Source organism: Nocardioides zhouii, from assembly GCF_004137345.1.
Lineage (GTDB): Bacteria > Actinomycetota > Actinomycetes > Propionibacteriales > Nocardioidaceae > Nocardioides > Nocardioides zhouii.
Genome location: NZ_SDWV01000009.1, coordinates 133909 through 156477, shown reverse-complemented (window position 1 = coordinate 156477; position 22569 = coordinate 133909). Strand labels below are relative to the sequence as shown.

Below are 22569 nucleotides of genomic sequence, written 5' to 3'. Positions count from 1 at the left end.
GGGACTCCTGCGCGGATCGGCCGTTGCAACGGCCCCATCGCGCAAGACTTCCCCCAGGAGTGGCCGGCCTCAGCCGTCCTTGCGACCGGACGGGCCGCCGATCGGCCCGCTGATCGCGGCCGCCACCCGCTTGGTCACGTCGGGGTGGAAGACGCTCGGGATGATGAAGGCCGGGTGCAGCTCCTCGGCGCTCACCGTGTCGGCGATCGCCTTGGCGGCGCGGAGCAGCATGTCGATGGTGACGTCCTCGGCGCCGGCGTCGAGGAGCCCGCGGAAGACGCCGGGGAAGGCCAGCACGTTGTTGATCTGGTTGGGGTAATCGGAGCGGCCCGATGCAACGACCGCGGCGTACTTGCCGGCCTCGGCCGGGTCGACCTCCGGGTCGGGGTTGGCGAGCGCGAAGACGACCGGCTTGGGGGCCATCGACGGGATCCACTCGGCGTCGAGGATGCCCGGAGCGGAGACGCCGACGAAGACGTCGGCGTCGACCAGGACGTCCTGCAGCGAGCCCGTCACCCGGCGCGGGTTGGTCGCGGCTGCGAGCTCGGAGTGAGCCGACGAGAGCGAGCCGTCGTCCGCCGACAGCGCACCCTCGCGGTCGACGACCACGACGTCGACGGCGCCGGCCGCGAGCAGCAGGGTGACGATTGCGGTGCCCGCGGCGCCCGCGCCGGAGACCACGATCCTGACGTCGGCCAGCTCCTTGGTGACGCAGCGCAGCGCGTTGGTGAGCGCCGCCAGCACGACGATCGCGGTGCCGTGCTGGTCGTCGTGGAAGACGGGGATGTCGAGCGACTCGCGCAGCCGCCGCTCGATCTCGAAGCAGCGCGGGGCGGCGATGTCCTCGAGGTTGATGCCGCCGAAGCCCGGCGCGATCATCTCGACGGCGCGCACGATCTCGTCGGTGTCCTGGGTGGCCAGGCAGATGGGCCAGGCGTCGATGTCGGCGAACCGCTTGAACAGCGCGGCCTTGCCCTCCATCACCGGCAGCGCGGCGCCGGGGCCGATGTTGCCGAGTCCGAGCACGGCGGAGCCGTCGGTCACGACGGCGACCGAGTTGCCCTTGATGGTGAGCTTGCGGACGTCCTCGGGGTTGTTGTAGATCGCCATCGACACGCGGCCGACCCCGGGCGTGTACGCCATCGACAGGTCGTCGCGCGTACGCAGCGGCACCTTGGACTGCACCGAGATCTTGCCGCCGAGGTGCAGCAGGAACGTCCGGTCGCTGACCTTGTGCACCGTCACGCCCTCGACCGCGGCGACCGCGGCGACGAGCTCCTCGGAGTGCGGGGCGTCGGACGCCGAGCACGTCACGTCGACCACGAGCCGGTCGTGACGCGACTCCGTGACGTCGATCGCGGTCACCACACCCCCCGACGCGGCGATCTGGGTCGCGACCGCGCCGACGACGCCGTGGTCGGGCGCGGTGTACAACCGCATGGTGATCGAGTACGACGACGCGGTTGCTGCCATGTCCGCACCCTCCCCCTCCGCCGGGGTTACGCACAAGTCACCTGCGTCTACGCTCGGGGTTGTGGACATAGAGTTCGCCGACGCTCCCGACCGGCACCGCTACGAGCTCCGCTCGCCCGACGAGCTGATCGGCATCGTGGCCTACCACCTCGACGGCGACGTGATCACCCTCGTGCACACCGAGGTCGGCTCGGCCCACAGCGGCCACGGCTATGCGGCCGTCCTCGCCGGCGGTGCGCTCGACGACGCCCGGTCACGCGGGCTGCGCGTCGTGCCGACCTGCCCCTACGTGGCGTCGTACATCGAGAAGCACCCGGAGTACGCCGACCTCGTCGCCACGGAGGGCCCATGACCACCACGACCACCACCGCACGCCGCCGGATGCGGTCGGCGAGCATCTCGCTCGGCATCACCGCCGTCATGGCCTCCACCCTCACCGGGTGCGCCACCAGCGCCGACTACGCGGCCGTGTGCGTCGACCCCGACACCGAGCAGCGGGTCGAGGACGACCAGTGTGATGACGACTCGGACTACAACGGCACCGGCACCGGCTTCTTCTGGTACTACCTCGCCGCGCGGGCGGTGGTGCCCGGCGTCGGTTCGACCGTCAGTGGCGGGACCTTCCGTGGCACCACGCTCAACGGGTCCGTCCAGCGCGGCGGCCTGCCCACCACCGGCGGTTCGACGGTGCGATCCAGCACGACCAAGGGCGGGTTCGGCGGGAGCAACCGCAGCTTCGGTGGATGAGCCCGCGCCCGCACCCATGACCGCCGTACGCCCGCACGATCCCGCGCCACAGGAGACCCCGTGACCGACCTGCTCAACGCCCTGTTCCACGCCGTCGCCTACGCCCTCATCGGCGGCGCCATGCTCGTCGCGGCCTACTACGTCCTCGACCTGGCCACCCCCGGCCACCTCGGGACCCACCTACGCGGCGTGGACGAGAACGGCCTGGAGTCGGTGCACGCGCACTCGCGCTCGGCCGGCGTGGTCACCTCGGCGTGGCTGGTCTCCAACGCGGCCGTGCTCTTCACCGCGATCTGGACCAACGGCGAGACCTCGCTGGGCTGGGCGCTCGCCTGGACCGTGTCCTTCGGCGCGCTCGGCATCGCGCTCAACACGCTGATGTTCTTCGCCGTCGAGGCGATCACTCCCGGCGACCTGCGCCGGATCATCACCGAGCCCGGCCCCGTGCGGCCGCTGGCCTACGTCGCCGCGTCGGTCGCGCTCTCGGTGGGCGCCATCGTCTGCGCCAGCATCGCCTGATGTGGCGGCACCGCTCGAAGGCCCGTGAGGGCTGGCGCGACACCGTCGTCGAGCAGGGACTGGTCTTCCCGACCACGAAGATGCCGGACGGCTCCGAGCTCCCCTACTGGAACGAGGACGCCTGGTACGAGGTGACGACGGAGGAGGTGGAGGCCCTCGAGGTCGCCACCGAGGAGCTGTGGGCGATGTGCCTGGCGGCCGTCTCCCACATGGCCACGACGATGACCGCCGAGCGGCTCGGGCTGCCGCCCGGCTCGCTCGGCGTCGTACGCCGCTCGGTGGAGGCCGGCGACCCGGCGCTCTACGCGCGCTTCGACCTCGCCTACGGCGCCGACGGCTCGATCAAGATGCTCGAGATCAACGGTGACACCCCGACCGGCCTCGTCGAGACCGGCGTCGTCCAGTGGCGCTGGATGGAGGACGTGATGCCGGAGATGGACCAGTGGAACTCGGTCCACGACCGGCTCGTGGCGGGCTGGCGCCGGCTGCGTCGCTCGGGGCACTTCGACGGGGACCGCATGCACTTCCTCTACGACCTCGGCGAGGCCGACGCCTACGACGGCGGCGAGATGGAGATGACTGTCCACTACCTGATGGACACGGCCGTCCAGGCCGGGTGGCTCGCCCTCGCGCACCCGATGGCCGAGGTGGGCTGGAACCCCGACGCGCGCGAGTACCGCGACGTGCACGACGAGCCGATCCGCAACGCCTTCAAGCTCTACGCCTGGGAGGAGATGCTCGCCGAGCCGTTCGGCCGGATGATCGTCGACCGGGCCGAGGCGAGACCGGCCCGGTGGATCGAGCCGCCGTGGAAGGCGCTGCTCAGCACCAAGGCGCTGCTGCCGGTGCTGTGGGAGCTCTACCCGCGCCACCGCCTGCTGTTGCCGGCGTACTTCGACGAGCCGCGCGACCTCGAGCGCTGGGTCGCCAAGCCGCTGCACGGGCGCGAGGGCGACAACATCCGCATCCACCTCGACGACATGATCGAGGACGTCGTGATGACGGGCGGCTACGGCGACGAGGGCTGGGTCTACCAGGCCTACACCGACCTGCCGAGCTTCGAAGGCAATCGCGTGGTGCTCGGATCGTGGATCGTTGACGGCGAGGCCGCCGGGATGCTGGTGCGCGAGTCCGACGGCATGGTCACCGACTTCTTCTCGCGGGTCGCTCCGCACGTCATCAGCGACGGGCTCGCTCCCAGCGAGGCGCAGGTCGCGGAGTGGCTGGCCGAACGGGTCGGGCCCGACGCGCCGACGCTTTAGCGGACGACGCTGTCGGTGATCGTCCGGCTCGCGCCGAGGAAGAAGATGCCCGGCAGGGTCTCGAAGCCGTCACTCGGGTTGTCGATCAGCCGCGAGCCGTCGATGGTGAGGGTGCCTGTGCGGTCGTTGGAGACGAAGAGGATCGCGCCGCCGCCCTCGCGTGCGTGGTTGCCGGTGATCGTCGAGTCCTCGACGGTCAGGTGGATGTCGTTGCCGTCCAGGTAGATGGCACCTCCCGAGCCGCCGCCCGGCGTGCCGGACCGCGCGGGGTTGGCGCCGCGGCCGATCGCCGCATTGTCGGTGAACGTCGACGACACGATCCGCCACGACACCCCGATGCTGCTCAGCGCCGAGCCGTTGCTGCACCGGCCGCCGGTGAAGCTCGAGCGGCGGACGACGACGGGCCGGTCGCGGTGCTGGTCGAGCACGCGTACGGCGCCCCCGCCGACGTCCGGGCCGGTGCGGTCGCACCGGTTGTCGGCGAAGTGCGAGTCGATGATCTTCAGCCGGCCACCCCGCACGAAGAGCGCGCCGCCCCCGCCGCCGTCGGTCGTCTCGCCGGTCGCGTTGCCGTCGACGAAGCGCATCCGGCGTACGACGAGGCGCGGCTCTGCCTGGTCGTTGCAGTGCGACGTCGTCCAGACCTGCGCGCGGTCGCACGTGTTCAGGTAGAGGATGCGCCGCTCCCCCTGGCCGCTCAGGGTGACGAGCCCGCCGCCGTCGAGGACGACCCGTGCGGAGGTGTTGACGACCTTCGCCGTCCGCTTCATCGCGATGGTGACCGGCTCCGGGCCGCAGTCGAAGGAGATCAGACCACCGGCGGCGACGGCGCGTACGACCGCCTGCGAGGTGCACGACGCCGGGGTGCCGCTGCCGACCACCGTGTCCGCGTACGCAGTGGGCGCCGAGGTCACCGTCGCGGCGAGGAGCGCCGCGGCCAGGACCCCGGCGCGGATCACAGCGCCTTCTCGATGTCCTTGCTCAGCTTCTCCGGCTCGGTGGTCGGGGCGTAGCGGCTGATGACCTGGCCGTCGCGACCGACGAGGAACTTGGTGAAGTTCCACTTGATCTTGCTGCCGAGCAGGCCGCCCTTGGAGTCCTTCAGCCAGTCGAACAGCGGGTGCGCCTCGTCGCCGTTGACGTCGACCTTGGAGAACAGCGGGAACGTCACGCCGAAGTTGCGCTCGCAGAAGTCGGAGATCTCCGACTCGTTGCCCGGCTCCTGGTTGCCGAACTGGTCGCAGGGAAACCCGAGCACGACGAGGCCCTGGTCCTCGTAGGTGTCGTGGAGCTGCTGCAGGCCCTTGTACTGGCCGGTGAAGCCGCACTGCGAGGCGGTGTTGACCACGAGCACGACCTTGCCGTCGTACTGCGAGAGGTCGGTGTCCGTGCCGTCGATCGCGGGCGCCGAGAAGTCGTTGAGAGAAGTCATGCCTCCGAGTCTGCCACCTGACCCTCGCCGAACCCTCCCCAGAACGCCCACTCCGCCAGCGGCTTGCGCACCCGGTCGCGGTGGTCGCGGGCCGCCGTGCGCTCGTCGACATCGGCCGGGTCGCCCGGTGCGCCGACGGCGATGCCGGTGAGCAGCTGGTGGGTGGGCGGTACGCCGAGGGCCGCAGCGAGGGCGTCGTGGTCGAAGCCCGCGAACTGGTGGGCGTGCAACCCCATCGCCCGCGCCTGCAGGGTCAGGTGGGCCGCGGCCTGGCCGACGTCGTGCAACGCGTAGTCGCTGAACGCCGGCGCGTCGGGCTCCTCGCCGGTGCGTACGTGCGCGGCGGTGAGGAAGACGACCGAGGCCCGCGGCACCCACCCGGAGTTGCCCCGGCTCAGCGTAGCGACCAGCCGGTCGTGGTTGGGCGTCCCGGGGACGCACACGAAGAACAGCCACGGCTGGCTGTTGCCGGCGCTCGGCGCCCACTGCGCGGCATGCAGCAGGGTCTCGATCTCGGCCTCGCCCAACCGGTGGCGGTCGTCGTACACGCTGGCGCTCCAGCGCGAGCGCATCGGCTCCGCGAGGCCCTCGGCCGACGGTCGGGGTGCCTGCTCGTGCGCGGGGTCGGTCACCCGGCGAGCATGCCAGTGGGTCAGTCGTCGAGGTCGTCGAGGTCGTCGCGGGTGCGTACCCAGGGGGGCGGCCCGAGACCTGTGCCGCCGGGAAGGATCACGGAGACCACCGCGATTGCTCCGTCGTCGTCCTCGTAGAGGTCGATCGTCAGCTGGCACGCGTGCTCCGGTCCCGCGCTGTCGATCGTGAGCACGACCCGGGTGGGCGCCGCCGCGACGCCGGACGGCATCGGCGTGGGAAGTCCGCACGTGGTGGCCGGCAGTGGTCCCCGCGTGATCGAGACGACTGGCTGCCCGAGGTCGTTGGCCACCGGGCGCACGGCGTACGCCACGACCGGATCGCGCACGCGCCAGCGCCAGTCGGACGACGTGGCCGGCTGGGTCCCGTCGGCCGTCCCGGCCGCCTCGCCGTCGACGTACAGCCGCACCTCGGGAGCCAGGCGCGGGCGGCCCGAACCGGAGACGAGGAAGCGAAGGAACGCCCACGCCTGGACGCGTCCGGCGGCGTCGGCCGGACAGCTCCAGGTCGGCGCCGCTGTCGCGACGACGGTCACCACCTCGTCGGGCCGGACCGTGTCACCGGACGGAGGTACGGACCCGAGCACCTGCCCGGCCGGGTCGCACTGGGGCACCGGATCGACTCGTGTCGCGATGCCGGCACGACCCAGCGCACGCACTGCCTCGGTGGAGGTGAGGCCCACCAGCGAGGGGATCGTCGCAACCTTCCGCTCAACCTCCTCGCGGTCGGGGGGACCGGTCAGGAGAGGGACTGCGAACGCCGCCGCGACGACGGCGACCAGGGCGGCGACGGCGAGCGAGGGACCGCGAGACCTCCCGCCGAGCACCTCCTCGCGGAGTGCGGGGACCACCACCTCGTCGGGGTCTGCGGCCCGGAGGATGCGACGTCGCTGGTCCTCGATCACCCGGTCGACCACGCCCGCAGCACGGTCCGTCGGCACGCCGAGCTCGATCGCGATCTCGACGAGCCGCCGATGGCGCGCAACGCGGTAGTCCTCGACGTCCATCAGCCGTCCCCCCGGTCGAGCGCGTCGAGCTCGGCCAGCGCCGACTCCCAGCGCTCCCGTCGCTCGTCGTCGGTCTGCTCCCACCACGCCGTGCCGCGCTCGCCGAGCCCGACCTTAGCGAGCTGGGTGCGGTGCCGGGTCGCCGCGAGCTCGGCGTCGGAGTCGGCGGTGCGGACGCCTGATCGGCCGCGGCCGAGGTGGGACTTCAGCCGGGCGAGTGCGTCAGGCGGGATGGCCGGGTCCGTACGCCGCCAGCGGCGGCCGTCGACGACGAGCCACTTGTCGTCGTCGGTCGGGGCCACGTCCCGAGAATGTCAGAGCTGACCTCAGCCGGCTCTGGCCACCTCGGCGGCGATCGCCGCGCCCAGGTGGACGGTGGTCGCGGAGCCGCCCATGTCGGGGGTCAGCGGTGCACCCTGCGGACCGCGGGCTAGCACGTCCTCGATGGCGACGACCACCGCGGCGCCGGCCTCGGGGTGCCCGAGGTGCTCGAGCATCATCGCGGCCGACCAGATCTGGCCGACCGGGTTGGCGATGCCACGTCCCGCGATGTCGGGCGCCGACCCGTGCACCGGCTCGAAGAGGCTGGGGAACTCCCTCGACGGGTTGATGTTGGCGCTCGGCGCGATACCGATCGTCCCGGTGCACGCCGGGCCGAGGTCGGAGAGGATGTCGCCGAAGAGGTTGCTCGCGACCACCACGTCGAAGTGGTCCGGCTTGAGGACGAAGTTGGCGGCCAGGATGTCGATGTGGAACTGGTCGCGGAGGACATCGGGATACCGCGCACCGACCTCGGCGAACCGTTCGTCCCAGTAGGGCATCGAGATGGAGATGCCGTTGCTCTTCGTCGCGGACGTGAGGTGCCGCGCGGGACGTGACCGCGCGAGCTCGAAGGCGTACTCCAGCACGCGGTCGACGCCGACCCGTGTCATGACCGTCTCCTGCACCACGACCTCGCGGTCGGTGCCCTCGAAGATCCGGCCGCCGATGCTGGAGTACTCGCCCTCGGTGTTCTCGCGGACGACGAGGAAGTCGATGTCACCGGGCTCGCGTCCCGCGAGCGGGCTGGGCACACCGGGGACGAGGCGGCACGGGCGGAGGTTGACGTACTGGTCGAACCGCCGGCGGAACTGGAGCAGCGAGCCCCAGAGCGACACGTGGTCCGGAACCACCTCGGGCCACCCGACGGCGCCGAAGAAGATGGCGTCGAAGCCGGACAGCGTCTCGAACCAGTCGTCGGGCAGCATCGCGCCCGTACGGACGTAGTGGTCGGCGCAGGCGAAGTCGAACTCCTCGATCTCGAGGGGCACGTCGAACCGGCCGGCGGCCGCGCGCAGCACGCGCAGTCCCTCGGGCACCACCTCCTGCCCGATGCCGTCGCCGGGGATGACGGCGATGCGGTGCGGCCGGGCCATGGGGGTCTCCTCGGGAAGCGATGCGGGTCAGGGGGTGTCGACGTGGTGGCAGGCGACCAGGCGCTCGTCGATGAGCCGTGGCTCCGGCACCACCTCGGCGCACAGCTCGGTGGCCTTCCAGCAGCGGGTGCGGAAACGGCAGCCCGACGGTGGGTCGACCGGGCTCGGCACGTCGCCGGTCAGCACGATCCGCTCGCGCGTGCGCTCGATGCGCGGGTCCGGGATCGGCACGGCGGAGAGCAGCGCCTGCGTGTAGGGGTGGAGCGGCCGCTCGTAGAGTGCGTCGACCGGACCCTGCTCGACGATGCGACCGAGGTACATCACGCCGACCTCGTGGCTCAGGTGGCGTACGACGCCGAGGTCGTGGGCGATGAAGAGGTAGGTCAGGCCGAGCTCGCGCTGGAGGTCGTCGAGCAGGTTGAGCACGCCGGCCTGGACGCTGACGTCCAGCGCGCTGACCGGCTCGTCGAGCACCAGCACCTCCGGCTCGACCGCCAGCGCCCGGGCGATGCCGATGCGCTGGCGCTGGCCCCCGGAGAACTCGTGCGGGTGCCGGGTCGCATGGCCCGCGTCGAGCCCGACCAGCTCGAGCAGCTCCGTGACCCGCTCCGCACGGGCACCTCGCCGCAGGCCGTGGATCACCAGCGGCTCGGCCACGATCGCCCCGACCGTCATGCGGGGGTTGAGCGAGGCGTACGGGTCCTGGAAGACGAGCTGGACCCGGCGGCGTACGGCCCGGAAGCCGCGCTCGCCCAGCGCGGTGATGTCGTCGCCGCCGAGGAGCACGCGGCCCGACGTCGGCTCCACCAGGCGTACGACGCTGCGCCCCAGGCTGCTCTTGCCGCAGCCGGTCTCGCCGACCAGGCCGAAGGTGCGCCCCTGCCCGATCCGGAGGGAGACGCCGGCGACGGCCTGCACCGCACCGACGGTGCGGCCGAGCACGCCGGCGCGGATCGGGTACTCCGTGACCAGGTTGTCGATCACCAGTGCGTCAGTCACCGGTGCCCCGCTCCCCCGCGTCGAGCGACGACGCGACGACCTTGTCGACGAAGTGGCAGGCGGCGAGGTGCCCCGGCCCGACCTCTGCGGCCGGAGGCGCCGTGACCGAGCAGGGGTCGGCCTCGAAGAACTCGCAGCGCGGGCCGAAGCGGCAGCCCGGCGGCAGGTCGGTCGGGCGTGGCGGCTGGCCGGCGATCTGGAAGAGGCGATCGTCGCGGCTGCGGCGGTCGGTCCGCGGCAGCGAGGCGAGCAGGCCGCGGGTGTAGGGGTGGCTGGGCTCGTAGAAGGCCTGCTCGACCGAGCCCTGCTCGACCAGCCCGCCGGCGTACATCACGAGCACGCGGTCGGCCACGCCGGCGACCACCCCGAGGTCGTGGGTGATCAGCATGATCGCCGTCCCGGTCTCGTCCTGGACGGTGCGCAGGACCTGGAGGATCTGCGCCTGCACGGTCACGTCCAGGGCTGTGGTGGGCTCGTCGGCGATGATCAGGCTCGGCTCGTTGGCCACCGCCATCGCGATGACGGCTCGCTGGCGCATGCCGCCCGAGAACCCGTGCGGGTAGCGGTCGACGCGCGTGTGCGGCGAGGGGATCCCGACGAGCTCGAGCAGCTCGATCGCTCGGCCGCGCAGGACCGAGGACCGGGTTCCGGGGTGGTGGACGCGGACCGCCTCGGCGAGCTGGTCGCCGACGGTGACCACCGGGTTGAGCGCGGCCAGCGAGTCCTGGAAGACCATCGCGACCTGCTTGCCGCGCAGCTCGCGCATCTCCGTGTCGGGGCGGCCCACGAGCTCCTCGCCCTGCAGCTTGATCGACCCGGTGACCCGTGCGTTGCGCGGGAGCAGCCCCATCACGGCGAGCGAGGTGGTGCTCTTGCCTGAGCCCGACTCGCCGACGATCCCGACGGTCTCGCCCGCGGCCACCTCGAAGCTGACACCGTCGACCGTCACGGCCGGCCCGCGGTCGGTCTCGAAGACCACGCCGAGGGCGTCCACGGCGAGGACCGGGGCGCTCACAGCTGCTTCCCCTGCGGGTCGAGCGCGTCGCGCAGGCCGTCGCCGACGAAGTTCACCGCGAGCACGGTGACGAGGATGAAGAGGCCGGGGAAGTAGAGGAGGTAGACCTGCTCGGTGCCGACGAGGCCGGCGGCCTGGCTGAGCATGTTGCCCCAGCTCGTGCGCGGTGGCTGCACGCCGAAGCCGAGGAAGCTCAGCGTGGACTCGACGATGATCGCCGTCGCCGTGGCGAGGGAGATGTTGACGACGATCAGTCCGGCCAGGTTGGGCAACAGGTGGCGGACCAGGATCCGGGTGGTCGACGCGCCGACGACCCGCGCTGCCTCGACGAACTCCTTCTCGCGCAGCGACAGCACCTGCGAACGGACCACGCGGGCGATGTAGGTCCAGCTGATGCCGGCCAGCACGAGCACGATCGTCGTCGGTGACGAGCCCAGTCCCTCCAGCGCCAGGGCGAGGATCGCCACGCCCGGGACGATGAGGAACAGGTCGGTGACCCGCATGATCAGCTCGCCGAGCGCCCCGCCGCGGTATCCGGCGATCGCACCGACCGCCGTGCCCAGGACGGTGGCGAAGACCGCGACGAAGAAGCCGATGGCCAGCGAGATGCGACCGGCGAAGAGCAGCTCGGTGAGGTAGTCGCGACCGAGCTCGTCCGTGCCGAGGGGGTGCTGGGCGGACGGGCCGGTCGGACCGATCAGCAGGTCCTGCGCACCCTTCTCGTAGGGAGCGATCCAGCTGGCACCGAAGCAGGCCACGACGAGCAGGAGCAGGACCACGGTGCCGATCGCGGCCAACCTGTGGCGTACGAATCGGCGCAGCACCTCGCGCGTCCCGGACACCTGCGCCGGTGCGACCTCGGCCATCTGGGCGACCGTGCCCATGTCCGCGCTCATCGCAGCCTCACCCTCGGGTCGAGCAGTGCGTAGCCCACGTCGGCCAGCAGGTTGCAGAGGACGACTGCCACGGCGACGACCAGCATCCACGGCAGGAGGACGAACACGTCGCCGGTCAGCAGGGAGTCGAGGAAGAGGCGGCCCATGCCGGGGATGGAGTAGATCTGCTCGGTGACGATGAGCCCACCGAACAGCAGCGCCCCGTCGAGTGCGACGACGGTGACGAACGGCGCCAGCGAGTTGCGGGCCGCATGGCGCAGGATCACCTGCCGGCGCGGCACACCCTTGGCGCGGGCCGTGCGTACGTAGTCGCTGGAGAGGGCGTCGAGCATCGACGCTCGCCCGAAGCGGCTCCACGACGCGACGAGGGTGATGGTGAGGGTGAGGACCGGCAGCACGAGGTGGCGCAGGTAGTCGAGGTCGAAGCCGGTCCGGCCCGGTGAGTGGAGGCCGACGAAGTAGAGGGGTGGCTCGTCGAGGCCGAACCACTGTCGGGGCAGCACCGCGAGCAGCTGGATGAGCACCAGGCCGAACCAGAACGCCGGCAGCGCGATGCCGATGTAGCTCAGCGTCGTCAGCACGTGGTCGCCCGCGGAGTACTGCTTGGTCGCGGAGTAGACCGAGATCGCGCCGGCGATCACCACGGCGAACAGGACGCCCCACGTGATCAGCTGGAGGGTCGGACCGAGGGCGGCGAAGATCACCGTGCGGACGTCCTCGCCGGTGCGCGAGCTCACGCCCCAGTTGCCGGTGAGGAAGCCCTTGAGCCAGAGGACGTACTGCTCCGGCACGCTCCGGTCGAGGCCGAGTCGGACCGTCTCCCGCTCGAGCACCCCGGGGTCGCGCGACTGCCGCAGCTTGGCCAGCGGGTCGAACGTCTCGCGCACCGCGAGGAAGAGCACGAACGACGCGACGAGGACGATCGGGACGGAGAGCAGCAGGCGCCGCACGACGTACGCGATCACGCTCGGCCCCCTCCGTGTCCCCGCATCGTCTCGTCCCGACCCGTCACTGCTCGGCCAGGCCCCAGGCCTCGAGGTTCCAGAACGGACCCTCCGAGGGGTTGATGGCGATCGGCCCGGCGAGCTTCTCGCTCCACAGCAGGACGTTGGGCACGGCCACCATGGGGACCGCGGGGACGGCCTCGGCGATCAGGGCGTCTGCCTCGTGTGCGGCCGCCACCCGGGCCGACTCGTCGGTCTCCCGGTCGATCGCGTCGAGCACGTCGTCGAGCCCGGGGATGTCGACCCGCCCGAAGTTGATGCCGGAGAAGCCGTTGGCCTCCGAGGGCGCGTTGGTCGACTTCAGGGTGGACGACAGGTTGAGCGGCTCCGGGAAGGTGTCGATCAGCGTGTAGAGCGCCGCCTGGAAGTCGCCGTTGGGGGCGGCCTTGCCGAACAGGTCGGCCGGCGTGGTGGCGTTGATCGTCATCTCGAAGCCGGCCGTGGCGAGCTGCTCCTGCAGGATCTGCAGGGTGAGGTCGCGCCGCTTGTTGCCGGCGAGGGTCTCGATGGCGAACGACGCGGTGCGGCCGTCCTTGCTCCACACACCCGAGGAGTCCTTGCTCCAGCCGTCGCCGGTCATCAGCTCGTCGACCTTGTCGAGGTCGAGGACGTAGGCGTCGAAGTCGGAGGAGGCGAAGGTGCTCAGCAGCGGCGTGAAGAACGACTGCGCCGGCTCGGTGACGTCCAGTGAGCCGAACAGGCGCGTCACGATGGCCTTGCGGTCGATGGAGTAGGCCAGCGACTGCCGGACCGCCTGCGAGTCGAACGGGAACGCGGTGTTGTTCAGCCAGATCGCCTCCAGGTTGCCGGTCTGCGCGTCCGCCTCGGACCGGGTGCCGGGAATGCCGGCGTCGATCTGGCTCATCACGTCGAGCTGGGGGCTCGGGTAGAGCGCGTCGACCTGTCCGCTCTTGAGCGCCTGGAAGGCCGCAGCGGTGTCACCGATGAACTGGAAGGTCACCTTGTCGAGCTTCGGGGCCTCGCCCCACCACTCGGGATTCGGGACGAGGGTGACCGAGGTGCCGCGCGTCCAGTCGTCGATCAGCCACGGGCCGCCGCTCCAGTCGTAGCCGTCCTTCATCAGGGCACCGCGGTCCTTGCCCTCCAGCAGGTGCGAGGGCAGGACGCCGTACGAGGAGCTGAACAGCTGCTTCCACGAGGCGTACGGCTCGTCGAGGGTGACCACCACGGTGGCGTCGTCCGGGGTCTCGACCTTCTCGATCTTCTCGTAGCCAGTCTTGTCGAGGATGTCCTTGCCGTCGCGGATCTCGAGCGCGGTGTACGCGAAGTCGGCCGAGGTGATCGGGGTGCCGTCGGACCACACCGCGTCGGGGTTGATCTCGTAGGTGATCACCTGCGCGCCGTCCGTGACCTCCGTGGTGGGCTCGGAGGCGAGCAGTGACGACGCGGCCGGCACCCAGTCCTCGCCCTCGCGGCGGGTGTTGAACGCCACCGGCACCGTGGTGATCTGCATGATGTACGAGCCCCAGATGGACCCCGAGCAGGTGCCGAGCCAGTCGGCGCAGTCGGGCTCCTGCTCGGCGCCGATGACGATCTCGCCGCCGTCGGCCACCGGGACGTCGGCCGAGTCCTGCTGCGGCGCGCCGGAGCCGCCGCTGGAGCAGGCGCTCACGAGCATCGCCGCCAGGGCGACTGCGAGGGCCGGAGCCCGCCGCGTGCCGCGCGCCTGCTGACCAACCGAAGGACATGGGTTGCGCGACATGCGCACCTCCTGGGTGGAGCGGCGGGCTCTGATCCGCCGGACAACGGCATGCTAGGACGGTCCGCCGCCGGTTAGCAAGGGTTGTAGGCACATTGATAGTCAATGCCACTGACTGCGAGCGTGAGTTACGCTCGGCGGGTCCAGCCAGAGAAGAGACGGGTGCTATGACGAGCGCAAAGCCCTCCCGCGACGCGACGCCCAAGAAGCGTCGTCCACGGGACAGCCTCAGCAGGACCGTGATCATCGCGGCCGCCGAGAAGATCGCGGAGCGCGACGGGCTCGAGGGCCTCACCTTCGGTGCGCTCGGCGAGGAGCTCCAGGCGCACTCGACGTCGATCTACCGGCACTTCCGCGACAAGGACGAGCTCGTCCTGGAGCTCATCGACTCGCTGCGCGCGAAGTCCTACGGCGCCGACCTGGTCTCGACCGGTGACTGGCGCGAGGACCTCCGGCTGATCTCGCGGTTGATCCACGAGCACTACCTCCGCTACCCCGGGCTCGCGCTGCAGATGGCCGCCCGCACGACCCGCCGTCCCACCGAGTTCAAGAACGTCGAGTTCGCCCTCGACGCGTTCCGCCGCGCCGGACTCGACGACGAGTCGGCCGTGGTCGCGACGCGCGTCTTCGGCAACTTCACCCGCGCCGTCTCGGCCCTCGAGGCATCCCTGCAGGCGCTGCCCGAGAAGACCCGCACGATGGACGAGCTGTCGTGGACCGTGGAGTACCGCCAGCTCACCGCGGAGGAGTTCCCCAACATCGCACGCACGTCCGACAAGCTGCTCAGCCTCGGCGACCCGCGCCTGTTCGACCTCGGTGTCGAGATGCTGATCGACTCGGTGGTCTCGCGGATCCAGGCCGGCACGGGACTCTCCGACACACAGGTGTGAGGCTCACTCCCGGGCGCCGGTGAGCACGGCGACCATCCCGGCGACGATCGCGGCGCGCTCGGCGATCGAGGCGACCTCCACCCACTCGTGCTCGGCGTGGGCGCCGTCGCCGTTGGGGCCGAGGCCGTCGAGCGTGGGGATGCCGAGCGCGGCGGTGAAGTTGCCGTCGGACGCCCCACCCACCGACGCGGTCTCCGGCTCGTCGAGGCCGAGGCGTCGGGCCTCGCCGCGGCACAACGCGACCAGGGCCTCGGAACCCGACGTCTCGAGCGGCGGCCGGTTGATGCCCCCGTCCACCCGGACGACCACGCCGTCGGCGCCGTCGTGCCGCGCGACCATCGCGCGCACCGCCTCGTCGACGCGGGTCTGCTCCGCGAGCGTCGTGGCGCGTACGTCGACGGTGAGCGTGGCGCGGTCGGGCACGACGTTGACGGTGGTGCCGGCCGACGCGACCGTCGGCGTCACGGTCGTGCCGCGAGCCGGGTCGGCGAGCGCCGGCAGCTCGAGCGCCCACCTCGCCAGCTCGAGCAGCGCGTTGCGCCCGCGCTCCGGCTCCAGGCCTGCGTGGGCGGCCCGGCCGTGGAAGTCGAGGTGGTAGAAGCTCCCGCCCTTGCGGCCCACCTTGAGGGCTCCGCCGAGGCTCGGTTCCAGCACCAGGACGGCACCCGCGGACCGGGCGACCTCCTCGATGAGGGCTCGCGAGGTGATCGAGCCGACCTCCTCGTCGCCGGTGAGCAGCAGGGCGACGCGCTCGGGGCGCGCCACCCCGTCGAGCGCCTCGAGAGCGGTCACCACCCCGGCCTTCATGTCGAAGACCCCCGGTCCGGTCGCACGGCCGTCGGCGACCCGGAAGGGACGCCGGTCGATGGTGCCCGCCGCGAAGACGGTGTCGAGGTGGCCGAGCAGGAGCACGGCCGGCGCCTCCTCCGTACGCCACAGCAGGTGGGGCACGCCGTCGACGACGACCCGCTCCGGGTCGCGTCCGAGCACCTCGGCGCCCCATCCGGCGACCACGTCGTGCACCGCGTCCAGCCGGGTCGCGTCGCTCGACGGCGTCTCCATCGAGACCAGCCGCTCCAGCCGCTCCAGCGCGCGCCCTGCCCCGACCGTCACTGAACCGACGCCCAGAAGTCACGGAGCGCCGCGAGGGTCGCTGCGGGGTTCTCCTCGGCGACGTAGTGGTCCGCCTCGATCGCCACGGGGCGTACGTCGGCGGCGTACTCCCGCCAGACGGCCGCGACGTCGAACGACCGCCCGACGTAGCCGTTCGTGCCCCAACCGACGAGCAGCGGTCGCGCCACCGTGCGACCCGACGTCCGGTCCGTACGGTCGTGCTCGAGATCGATCCCCGCGGCTGCGCGGTAGTCGGCGCAGGTCGCCTCGACGACGCCCGGGCGCCGGAAGGCGTCGGCGTACGCCTTGATCGCGCTCGGCTCGAACGCGAAGCCGTCGCGGTGCCGGCCGTCGAACCTGCTGCGGATCCAGGCGTCCGGGTCGGCGCGCAGCAGCGTCTCCGGCAACCCGCGGTCACGGGTGAGGAAGAACCAGTGGAAGTAGGCCTCGGCCATCGCGCGGTCGACGTGGTCGAACATGTGCAGCGTCGGCACGATGTCGAGCACTGCGGCGCTCGCCACCAGCTCGGGGAAGTCGAGGCAGAAGCGGTGGACCACCCGGGCGCCGCGGTCGTGGCCGACGACGTGGGCCGAGTCGATGCCCAGCGAGTCGAGCACGAGGGCGACGTCGGCGGCCATCTCGCGCTTGGCGTACGTCGCGTCGAGGGGGCCCGGCTCCGGCGCATCGGAGCGGCCGTAGCCGCGGAGGTCGGCGAGCACGACGTGATGGTCCTCGAGCAGCGCCGGGACCAGGTGGCGCCACATGTGGGAGGTCTGCGGATAGCCGTGCAGCAGCACGACCGTGCTGCCGCTGCCGCCCGCCCAGGTGGCGATCCCGACGCCGTCGCGCTCGAGGCGCCGGTGCTCGAGACCGGCGATGCCGATGTCGGTGCCGGGCTCAGCCATCGGTCGCTCCGAGGTTGCGCCACGGAGTGCCGTCCAGCCGTGCCTCGACGAGCTCCAGCAGCCGCGTGCACTCGTGCAGGGCCGCCTCGCTGCCGGTCGGCTCGTGGCCCGCGTCGAACCACTCGACCAGCACGTCGCCGCCTGCCGCCCGCAGCTTGTCGCCGTAGCTGCGCGCCTGCGCAGGTGGGGTGCGGGTGTCGCGACTGCCCTGGTGCAGCCAGACCGAGGCCCGCACCCGGTCGACGTAGTTGATCGAGGAGAACCGCTTGAGCGTCTCGGTGATCCGCGAGGAGTCGAACGACCCGTCGGGTGCGAGCGACATGAAGCTGGTCCAGGTCTTGCGAAGGGCGGGGTTCATCTCGTCCCAGGCGGACTCCCAGTCAGCCATCGCGACGATCGCGAGCGCACCGGCGAAACGGTCGGGCAACCGCCCCACGGACAGCAGGCTCATGTGGCCGCCGTACGACGCGCCCGTGATGAACGTCGACGCGGGGTCGGCGAGCCCGCGCGCACGCAGCCAGTCGAGCGCGGCCTCGACGTCCTCGATCTCGCGGTCGCCGCCGACGCCCCAGAACCCTTCGCGGAAGGTGCGGCCGAAGGTCACCGATCCGCGGTAGTTGAGGCAGCCGACGGCGAAGCCGCTCGCCAGCCAGGCCTGCACGTCGGGGTGGTAGCGGTCCAGGGTGACGAGGTTCGGCCCCCCGTGGACCTGCAGGATCGTGCCGCGCGGAGGACCGTCGGGCACGGCCCACCAGAGCTGCACGGGCGTCCCGTCGGCACTCACGACGAGCTGTGACTCGAGCGGGATCCCGCGAGGGACGTCGACCGTCGGCAGCACGACGTGGGTGTCCGTGCCGTCGGTGACCTGGAGGTGCAGGGGCGTGGTCCAGCCGGACGCGAGCACGACCGCGCGACCATCGGGGGCCAGGAAGGACTGGGCGTAGTGCGGGAAGACCGATGCGACGTCGGGCTCGCAGGCGCTGCCGCCCACGTCGCGCAGCACCCGGATCTCGCTGGTGTGCTCGTCGACGGCGAGCAGTCGGTGCCGGCCCGGGAGCGCATCGACGACGAGGATCGTTCCGGCGCCTGCGTGCCAGTCGAGGACGATCGCGTCCGCCTCCAGCTCGGGCAGCTCGTAGTCGCGCCGCTCGCCCGTCAGCGGGTTCCACAGCGCTGGCCTCGCGAAGCCGCTGCGCTCGGTGGCCAGCAGCACCCGGGGGTCGCCGGGTGCGGGCGAGAAGCGCACCGCCCGCACGGGTCCGCCGTCCGGGAGGTCGTCGGCGACGGCGACCACCGCGCGGGTGACCACGTCGATCACCGTCACCGCCGGGAGTCGTACGCCGGGCACGTGGTCGGTCGTGTCGGCGCAGGCGAGCGTGCCGTCGGCGGACAGGTGGCCGTACCAGCTCTCCTCGGGCGAGCTGAACAGCACCGAGGCAGCAGTCGGGTCGGTCACCGGCACGTGGAGGAGGTGGTGGCCACCCTCGTCGACGATCGTGGCGAGCAGGTGAGTCCCGTCGGCGGCGTACTCCAGGCCGCGCAGGACGAAGGGCGGTCGGTCGGTGAGGGTCTGCACCCGGGTGCCGTCGACGTGCCGTACGACGAGGGCGCCCACCTCGCTGCCGCCGTCGTCGTCGAGCCCGACGACCCAGCTGCCGTCGGGCGAGAGCAGGGAGTCGAAGCCCACCTCGAAGGGCAGGACCGGGCCGAGCTCGAGCGTGCGCAGGTCGAGGACCCGGCCGATTCCATGCTCGGCGCCGTCCTCCACGACGAGGCAGAGGCCGGCCGGTCCGGACGCGGGACGCGCGGTGAGCACGGCACCGCTGGTGAACCACCTGTCGAGCTGGGGATCTGGCACGGGGACTCCTCCGATCGGCTTGGGGCGAGTCAACCGCAGACCGTGACGGACTGCAAGGGTCGTTGTCATGCGACAAGTCATTGTTGCTGATTAGCGATGCCGGACTACGCGGGTCCACCTCACCTGTCGGTGCGTGGTGGCACCTCTCGCGGCGACCTAGGTTCGAGGACGGCCCACGCGACGGGGACCACCCCGTCGGGCCGCAACGAGAGGACCACCTGATGTCTGTGTGGGACAAGATCAAGGACGCGCTCACGACCGACGACGCTGAGGCGGCGGCGGAGGCGCAGCAGGAGGCCGAGCAGGCACAGGCCGAGGCCGACAAGGCCAAGGTCGAGGCCCAGGCCCGTGCCGACGAGGCGCGCCGCAAGGCAGACGAGGCGGCCAACAAGGCCGGTCTCCCGACCGCTACGGACGAGGAGAAGGCGCAGGCCGACCAGGCTCGCCAGGATGCCGAGGCAGAGGCACAGAAGGCCCAGGAGGAGTCCGCCGAGGCCGACCGCAAGGCGGACGAGCGCGCCCAGCGCGCACTCGAGAAGGCCAACGCCCGCAAGGAGAAGCGTCAGGAAGCCCGCCAGGAGGCCCGCGAGGAGCGGCAGGAGGAGCGGCAGGAAGCCCGACAGGACGCCCGTGAGGCGGCCCATGCCGACGACGTCTACACCGTGAAGTCCGGCGACACCCTGTCCGAGATCGGTGCCCGCCACGGCGTGGACTACCACGTGCTCGCGCGGGTCAACAACATCGACAACCCGGACCTGATCTTCCCCGGTCAGAAGATCCGGATCCCGAAGTAGTCGGTCCACGAAATGCACGAAGGCCCCGGAGATCCGGGGCCTTCGTCGCTGTGCGCGAGGGGGGATTTGAACCCCCACGCCCTTTCGGACACTGCGACCTGAACGCAGCGCGTCTGCCGTTCCGCCACTCGCGCAAGAAGCGGGCTCAGGTTACCCCAAGGGTTTCGGGCCTTCCCAATCGGCTGAGGGTGCCCGGGGCTTCCTGTCCCAAACTGGAGCCTCACCCCCGAAACTTCGGGGTGGAGGCTCCAGTTTCCCCGGGTACCCGGGGAAACCGACAGCGAAGGCACGGCCACCCCAACGGCGGGGCGGCACCGTCGTACGACGGCGACCGGCCGGTACGCTCGTCGGCACCGGCCGGGCGGTGTGTGAGGCCTGCCCACCACGAGCCCCGACCAGACAAAGATCCGAGCGCGAGGAGAGGAGGACCGGCGTGAACGCCCTGCAACGCTTCGAGCAGCGCCTCGAGTCGGTGATCTCCGGTGTCTTCGCGCGGGCCTTCCGCAGCGCCGTGCAGCCGGTCGAGATCGCCGCCGCGCTCCAGCGCGAGTGCGACAACAACGCCCAGGTGCTCAGCCGCCAGCGCCGCCTGGTGCCCAACGACTTCCACGTTGAGATGTCCCCAACCGACCTCGACCGGATGCTCGGCCTCGGCCGCGCGCTCGAGCAGGACCTGGTCGACCAGCTGCAGGACCACGCCGACGCGCAGGGCTACGTCTTCACGGGTCCGATCTCGGTGGCCTTCGAGGCCGCCGACGACCTCACCACCGGTCGCTTCCGGATCCGCAGCAAGGCGCAGGCCAGCGTCACCGACAACGACCAGCGCACACGTACGCGTTCGTCGCACGCGACCCTCGAGGTCAACGGCACCCGCCACCCGCTACGCCCGCCCGGCCTGGTGATCGGCCGCGGCACCGAGGCCGACCTCCGGATCAACGACCCGGGCGTGAGCCGGCGCCACCTCGAGCTCGAGGTCACCATCGACGGCGTCGAGGCGGTCGACCTGGGCTCGACGAACGGGATCCTGGTCGACGGCACCAAGGTCCGTCGGGCGCGCCTGCGCGACGGCTCCACCATCAAGATCGGGCACACCGAGATGACGGTCCGCATCGACGGCGGCCGCGACGAGGCCGGGGGCTGGAATGTCTGAGCTGACCCTGTTCCTGATCCGCGCGGCGTTCCTCGCGATCCTCTGGATCTTCGTGCTCTCCGCGATCTCGGTGATCCGCTCCGACATGTTCGGCGCGCGCGTGCCCGAGACCGCCCGCGGTGCCGCCCCCGTGCCCGAGCGCCGCAAGAGCGCCAAGGCCAACAAGAAGCCCCGACGTGGCGCACCCACCCACCTCCTCGTGGTCGAGGGCGAGAACCCCGGCACCCGCGCCGAGCTCACCGACGCACCGCTGCTCATCGGCCGCGGCAGCGACGCCGCGATCAAGCTCGACGACGACTACGTCTCCACCCGCCACGCCCGCATCGCCGCCAGCGGCGACGACTGGTTCGTCGAGGACCTCGGCTCGACCAACGGCACCTACGTCGGCCCGGTCCGCATCACCCAGCCCACCACCATCGGCCTCGGGGTCCAGGTCCGCGTCGGCAAGACGATCCTGGAGCTGCGGAAGTGATGTACCTCCACTACTCCGCGATCTCCGACGTCGGACGCGTACGCCGGGAGAACCAGGACAGCGGGTACGCCGGTCCGTGGCTGCTCACGGTCTGCGACGGCGTCGGCGGCGCGGTCCGCGGCGACCTCGCCTCGAGCACCGCGGTGCAGGCCCTGCGCAAGCTCGACCAGCAGCCTGACGAGGACCTCCTCGGCCAGGTCGCGGGTGCGGTGCACCGCGCCGACGACCGCATCGCCGAGCTCGTCGAGGAGGACCCGGCCCTCAACGGCACGTCCACCACGGCCACGGTCGTGCTCTTCGACGGCACCCGCTTCGGCGTCGGGCACATCGGCGACAGCCGCGCGTATCTCTACCGCCGCGGCGAGATGCGGCAGCTCACCCACGACCACACCTTCGTCCAGTCGCTCATCGACGAGGGCCGCATCACCGAGGAGCAGGCGCGGACCCACCCGCACCGCAACCTCATCCTCAAGGCACTCGACGGCATCCGCCACGAGGAGCCCGACCTCTTCGAGTTCCCCGCCGAGGTCGGCGACCGGGTCTTCGTCTGCAGCGACGGCGCCTGCGGGACGCTGACCGACGCCCGGATGGCCGACATCCTCGGCAGCGGCAGCCCCGACTTCGCGGCCGTCGAGCTGGTCCGCGCGAGCCTCGAGGCCGGCAGCACCGACAACGTCACCTGCATCGTCGCCGAGGTCGCCGAGGAGGCGCCACCCGAGGACCTCCAGCCGCTGCTCGTCGGCGCCGCGGCCGACCTGCCCCGCCGGATGCCGCTCTCCGGCGCCGTCGGCGGCCTCTTCCGCGGCCACCGCTCGGGCGACACCGGCGAGATCCCGCCCGTGCCCAGCGACGTACCTCCCGGCGCCTTCGCGGGTGACCCGATCGACCCGGAGGCGATGCGCTACGCACCGCGTCCCCCCGGCCGCTACACGTGGCTGCGTCGGCTGATGGTCGCCGCTTTCCTGCTCGGCCTGGCCTGGGTCGTCCTCGCGGCCGGCTGGTCGTGGAGCCAGCAGCAGTTCTACGTCGGCGAGGTCGACGGCAACGTAGTGATCTTCCGCGGCATCGACGCAGACCTCCCGGGCCTCTCCCTCTCCCACGCGTACGAGGTCTCCGACGTCTCGCTCGACCGGCTCAGCGACATCGACGCCGAGACCGTGCGCGAGGGCATCGACGCCGACGACCTCGACGACGCCCGCTCGACCGTGGACAACTACGCCGCGATCCAGGACGTCGAGGCGGAGTGAC

The 22569-nt window shown here is 71.5% G+C and carries 24 protein-coding genes and 1 tRNA gene; 9 read left to right on the top strand and 16 right to left on the bottom strand.

Translation table 11 applies throughout. From position 1 onward, the window contains the following. Positions 1–69 precede the first annotated feature (69 nt). The gene (locus EUA94_RS10975; RefSeq protein WP_129426911.1) at positions 70–1473 is read right to left on the bottom strand and encodes an NAD(P)-dependent malic enzyme; all 1404 of its coding nucleotides are present in this window, start codon (positions 1471–1473) and stop codon (positions 70–72) included. A gap of 61 nt (positions 1474–1534) precedes the next feature. Between EUA94_RS10975 and EUA94_RS10970 the strand changes: the two genes are divergently transcribed. Genes EUA94_RS10970 through EUA94_RS10955 form a run of 4 tightly spaced genes read left to right on the top strand, consistent with a single transcriptional unit; the run spans position 1535 to position 4001 of the window. Beyond that, positions 1535–1825: a GNAT family N-acetyltransferase gene (locus EUA94_RS10970; RefSeq protein ID WP_242494799.1), complete on the top strand. Its 291-nt coding sequence runs from the start codon at positions 1535–1537 to the stop codon at positions 1823–1825. Further along, a complete protein-coding gene (locus tag EUA94_RS10965; protein ID WP_242494798.1) occupies positions 1822–2220 on the top strand; it encodes a hypothetical protein in 399 nt (132 codons plus the stop codon). Before EUA94_RS10970 ends, EUA94_RS10965 begins: the two co-directional genes overlap by 4 nt. 60 nt (positions 2221–2280) lie before the next feature. Continuing rightward, positions 2281–2739, top strand: coding sequence for a DUF350 domain-containing protein (locus EUA94_RS10960; protein WP_129426909.1), 459 nt, complete (start codon positions 2281–2283; stop codon positions 2737–2739). Next, entirely contained in the window at positions 2739–4001 is a 1263-nt protein-coding gene (locus EUA94_RS10955; RefSeq protein WP_129426908.1) for a glutathionylspermidine synthase family protein, read from the top strand. The genes EUA94_RS10960 and EUA94_RS10955 overlap by 1 nt, the downstream gene beginning before the upstream one ends. Here EUA94_RS10955 and EUA94_RS10950 read toward each other — a convergent pair. The 11 genes from EUA94_RS10950 to EUA94_RS10900 are packed head-to-tail and all read right to left on the bottom strand — an operon-like array spanning position 3998 to position 14142. Beyond that, positions 3998–4960 (bottom strand): hypothetical protein, encoded by a 963-nt coding sequence (locus tag EUA94_RS10950; protein WP_207210500.1) that lies wholly within the window; start codon positions 4958–4960, stop codon positions 3998–4000. The two genes, EUA94_RS10955 and EUA94_RS10950, sit on opposite strands and share 4 nt — an antisense overlap. Continuing rightward, a complete protein-coding gene (locus EUA94_RS10945) occupies positions 4957–5433 on the bottom strand; it encodes a glutathione peroxidase (RefSeq protein ID WP_129426907.1) in 477 nt (158 codons plus the stop codon). The genes EUA94_RS10950 and EUA94_RS10945 overlap by 4 nt, the downstream gene beginning before the upstream one ends. Continuing rightward, complete coding sequence (locus tag EUA94_RS10940; protein ID WP_242494797.1) at positions 5430–6065, bottom strand: nitroreductase family protein; 636 nt, start codon at positions 6063–6065, stop codon at positions 5430–5432. The genes EUA94_RS10945 and EUA94_RS10940 overlap by 4 nt, the downstream gene beginning before the upstream one ends. Before the next feature lie 20 nt (positions 6066–6085). Then, positions 6086–7090: a PASTA domain-containing protein gene (locus EUA94_RS10935; protein ID WP_129426906.1), complete on the bottom strand. Its 1005-nt coding sequence runs from the start codon at positions 7088–7090 to the stop codon at positions 6086–6088. Continuing rightward, positions 7090–7392 carry a biopolymer transporter Tol gene (locus tag EUA94_RS10930; RefSeq protein ID WP_129426905.1) on the bottom strand — a complete coding sequence of 101 codons (303 nt, stop codon included), beginning with the start codon at positions 7390–7392 and terminating at the stop codon, positions 7090–7092. Before EUA94_RS10930 ends, EUA94_RS10935 begins: the two co-directional genes overlap by 1 nt. Before the next feature lie 24 nt (positions 7393–7416). Further along, positions 7417–8505, bottom strand: a complete 1089-nt coding sequence (locus EUA94_RS10925) for a tartrate dehydrogenase (RefSeq protein WP_129426904.1) — start codon at positions 8503–8505, stop codon at positions 7417–7419. Between the two features lie 27 nt (positions 8506–8532). Then, entirely contained in the window at positions 8533–9504 is a 972-nt protein-coding gene (locus EUA94_RS10920) for an ABC transporter ATP-binding protein (protein ID WP_129426903.1), read from the bottom strand. After that, positions 9497–10519: an ABC transporter ATP-binding protein gene (locus EUA94_RS10915; protein WP_129426902.1), complete on the bottom strand. Its 1023-nt coding sequence runs from the start codon at positions 10517–10519 to the stop codon at positions 9497–9499. Before EUA94_RS10915 ends, EUA94_RS10920 begins: the two co-directional genes overlap by 8 nt. Continuing rightward, positions 10516–11415 (bottom strand): ABC transporter permease, encoded by a 900-nt coding sequence (locus EUA94_RS10910; protein ID WP_129426901.1) that lies wholly within the window; start codon positions 11413–11415, stop codon positions 10516–10518. Before EUA94_RS10910 ends, EUA94_RS10915 begins: the two co-directional genes overlap by 4 nt. Further along, positions 11412–12380, bottom strand: a complete 969-nt coding sequence (locus EUA94_RS10905) for an ABC transporter permease (protein WP_129426900.1) — start codon at positions 12378–12380, stop codon at positions 11412–11414. Before EUA94_RS10905 ends, EUA94_RS10910 begins: the two co-directional genes overlap by 4 nt. 43 nt (positions 12381–12423) lie before the next feature. Next, a complete protein-coding gene (locus tag EUA94_RS10900) occupies positions 12424–14142 on the bottom strand; it encodes a peptide ABC transporter substrate-binding protein (protein WP_207210499.1) in 1719 nt (572 codons plus the stop codon). A 164-nt stretch (positions 14143–14306) separates the two neighbouring features. Between EUA94_RS10900 and EUA94_RS10895 the strand changes: the two genes are divergently transcribed. After that, entirely contained in the window at positions 14307–15029 is a 723-nt protein-coding gene (locus EUA94_RS10895; protein WP_129426899.1) for a TetR/AcrR family transcriptional regulator, read from the top strand. A 3-nt stretch (positions 15030–15032) separates the two neighbouring features. On the opposite strand, the gene EUA94_RS10890 is transcribed toward EUA94_RS10895, so the two are convergent. The 3 genes from EUA94_RS10890 to EUA94_RS10880 are packed head-to-tail and all read right to left on the bottom strand — an operon-like array spanning position 15033 to position 18905. Next, entirely contained in the window at positions 15033–16142 is a 1110-nt protein-coding gene (locus EUA94_RS10890) for a M20 family metallopeptidase (RefSeq protein ID WP_242494796.1), read from the bottom strand. Continuing rightward, complete coding sequence (locus EUA94_RS10885; protein WP_129426898.1) at positions 16139–17047, bottom strand: alpha/beta fold hydrolase; 909 nt, start codon at positions 17045–17047, stop codon at positions 16139–16141. Before EUA94_RS10885 ends, EUA94_RS10890 begins: the two co-directional genes overlap by 4 nt. Beyond that, positions 17040–18905: an alpha/beta hydrolase family protein gene (locus EUA94_RS10880; protein ID WP_129426897.1), complete on the bottom strand. Its 1866-nt coding sequence runs from the start codon at positions 18903–18905 to the stop codon at positions 17040–17042. Before EUA94_RS10880 ends, EUA94_RS10885 begins: the two co-directional genes overlap by 8 nt. Positions 18906–19126: 221 nt before the next feature. Between EUA94_RS10880 and EUA94_RS23065 the strand changes: the two genes are divergently transcribed. Further along, positions 19127–19699 carry a LysM peptidoglycan-binding domain-containing protein gene (locus EUA94_RS23065; RefSeq protein WP_129426896.1) on the top strand — a complete coding sequence of 191 codons (573 nt, stop codon included), beginning with the start codon at positions 19127–19129 and terminating at the stop codon, positions 19697–19699. Between the two features lie 51 nt (positions 19700–19750). Here EUA94_RS23065 and EUA94_RS10870 read toward each other — a convergent pair. Next, positions 19751–19833: transfer RNA gene (locus EUA94_RS10870), tRNA-Leu, on the bottom strand. Positions 19834–20132: 299 nt separating this feature from the next. Here EUA94_RS10870 and EUA94_RS10865 point away from each other — a divergent pair. The 3 genes from EUA94_RS10865 to EUA94_RS10855 are packed head-to-tail and all read left to right on the top strand — an operon-like array spanning position 20133 to position 22568. Next, positions 20133–20849, top strand: a complete 717-nt coding sequence (locus EUA94_RS10865) for an FhaA domain-containing protein (RefSeq protein WP_129426895.1) — start codon at positions 20133–20135, stop codon at positions 20847–20849. Then, complete coding sequence (locus tag EUA94_RS10860) at positions 20842–21321, top strand: FHA domain-containing protein FhaB/FipA (protein WP_129426894.1); 480 nt, start codon at positions 20842–20844, stop codon at positions 21319–21321. Before EUA94_RS10865 ends, EUA94_RS10860 begins: the two co-directional genes overlap by 8 nt. Beyond that, on the top strand, positions 21321–22568 hold the full coding sequence (locus EUA94_RS10855; RefSeq protein ID WP_129426949.1) for a protein phosphatase 2C domain-containing protein: 1248 nt from the start codon (positions 21321–21323) through the stop codon (positions 22566–22568). The genes EUA94_RS10860 and EUA94_RS10855 overlap by 1 nt, the downstream gene beginning before the upstream one ends. The last annotated feature ends 1 nt before the right edge of the window (position 22569 follow it).

Bases quoted from the DNA above. Each gene is read 5' to 3' on its own strand.
- EUA94_RS10860 (WP_129426894.1), top strand. From the start codon at position 20,842: ATGTCTGAGCTGACCCTGTTCCTGATCCGCGCGGCGTTCCTCGCGATC.
- EUA94_RS23065 (WP_129426896.1), top strand. From the start codon at position 19,127: ATGTCTGTGTGGGACAAGATCAAGGACGCGCTCACGACCGACGACGCT.
- EUA94_RS10910 (WP_129426901.1), bottom strand. From the start codon at position 11,415: ATGAGCGCGGACATGGGCACGGTCGCCCAGATGGCCGAGGTCGCACCG.
- EUA94_RS10965 (WP_242494798.1), top strand. From the start codon at position 1,822: ATGACCACCACGACCACCACCGCACGCCGCCGGATGCGGTCGGCGAGC.
- EUA94_RS10935 (WP_129426906.1), bottom strand. From the start codon at position 7,090: ATGGACGTCGAGGACTACCGCGTTGCGCGCCATCGGCGGCTCGTCGAG.
- EUA94_RS10900 (WP_207210499.1), bottom strand. From the start codon at position 14,142: ATGTCGCGCAACCCATGTCCTTCGGTTGGTCAGCAGGCGCGCGGCACG.
- EUA94_RS10855 (WP_129426949.1), top strand. From the start codon at position 21,321: ATGTACCTCCACTACTCCGCGATCTCCGACGTCGGACGCGTACGCCGG.
- EUA94_RS10945 (WP_129426907.1), bottom strand. From the start codon at position 5,433: ATGACTTCTCTCAACGACTTCTCGGCGCCCGCGATCGACGGCACGGAC.
- EUA94_RS10925 (WP_129426904.1), bottom strand. From the start codon at position 8,505: ATGGCCCGGCCGCACCGCATCGCCGTCATCCCCGGCGACGGCATCGGG.
- EUA94_RS10955 (WP_129426908.1), top strand. From the start codon at position 2,739: ATGTGGCGGCACCGCTCGAAGGCCCGTGAGGGCTGGCGCGACACCGTC.
- EUA94_RS10895 (WP_129426899.1), top strand. From the start codon at position 14,307: ATGACGAGCGCAAAGCCCTCCCGCGACGCGACGCCCAAGAAGCGTCGT.
- EUA94_RS10975 (WP_129426911.1), bottom strand. From the start codon at position 1,473: ATGGCAGCAACCGCGTCGTCGTACTCGATCACCATGCGGTTGTACACC.
- EUA94_RS10885 (WP_129426898.1), bottom strand. From the start codon at position 17,047: ATGGCTGAGCCCGGCACCGACATCGGCATCGCCGGTCTCGAGCACCGG.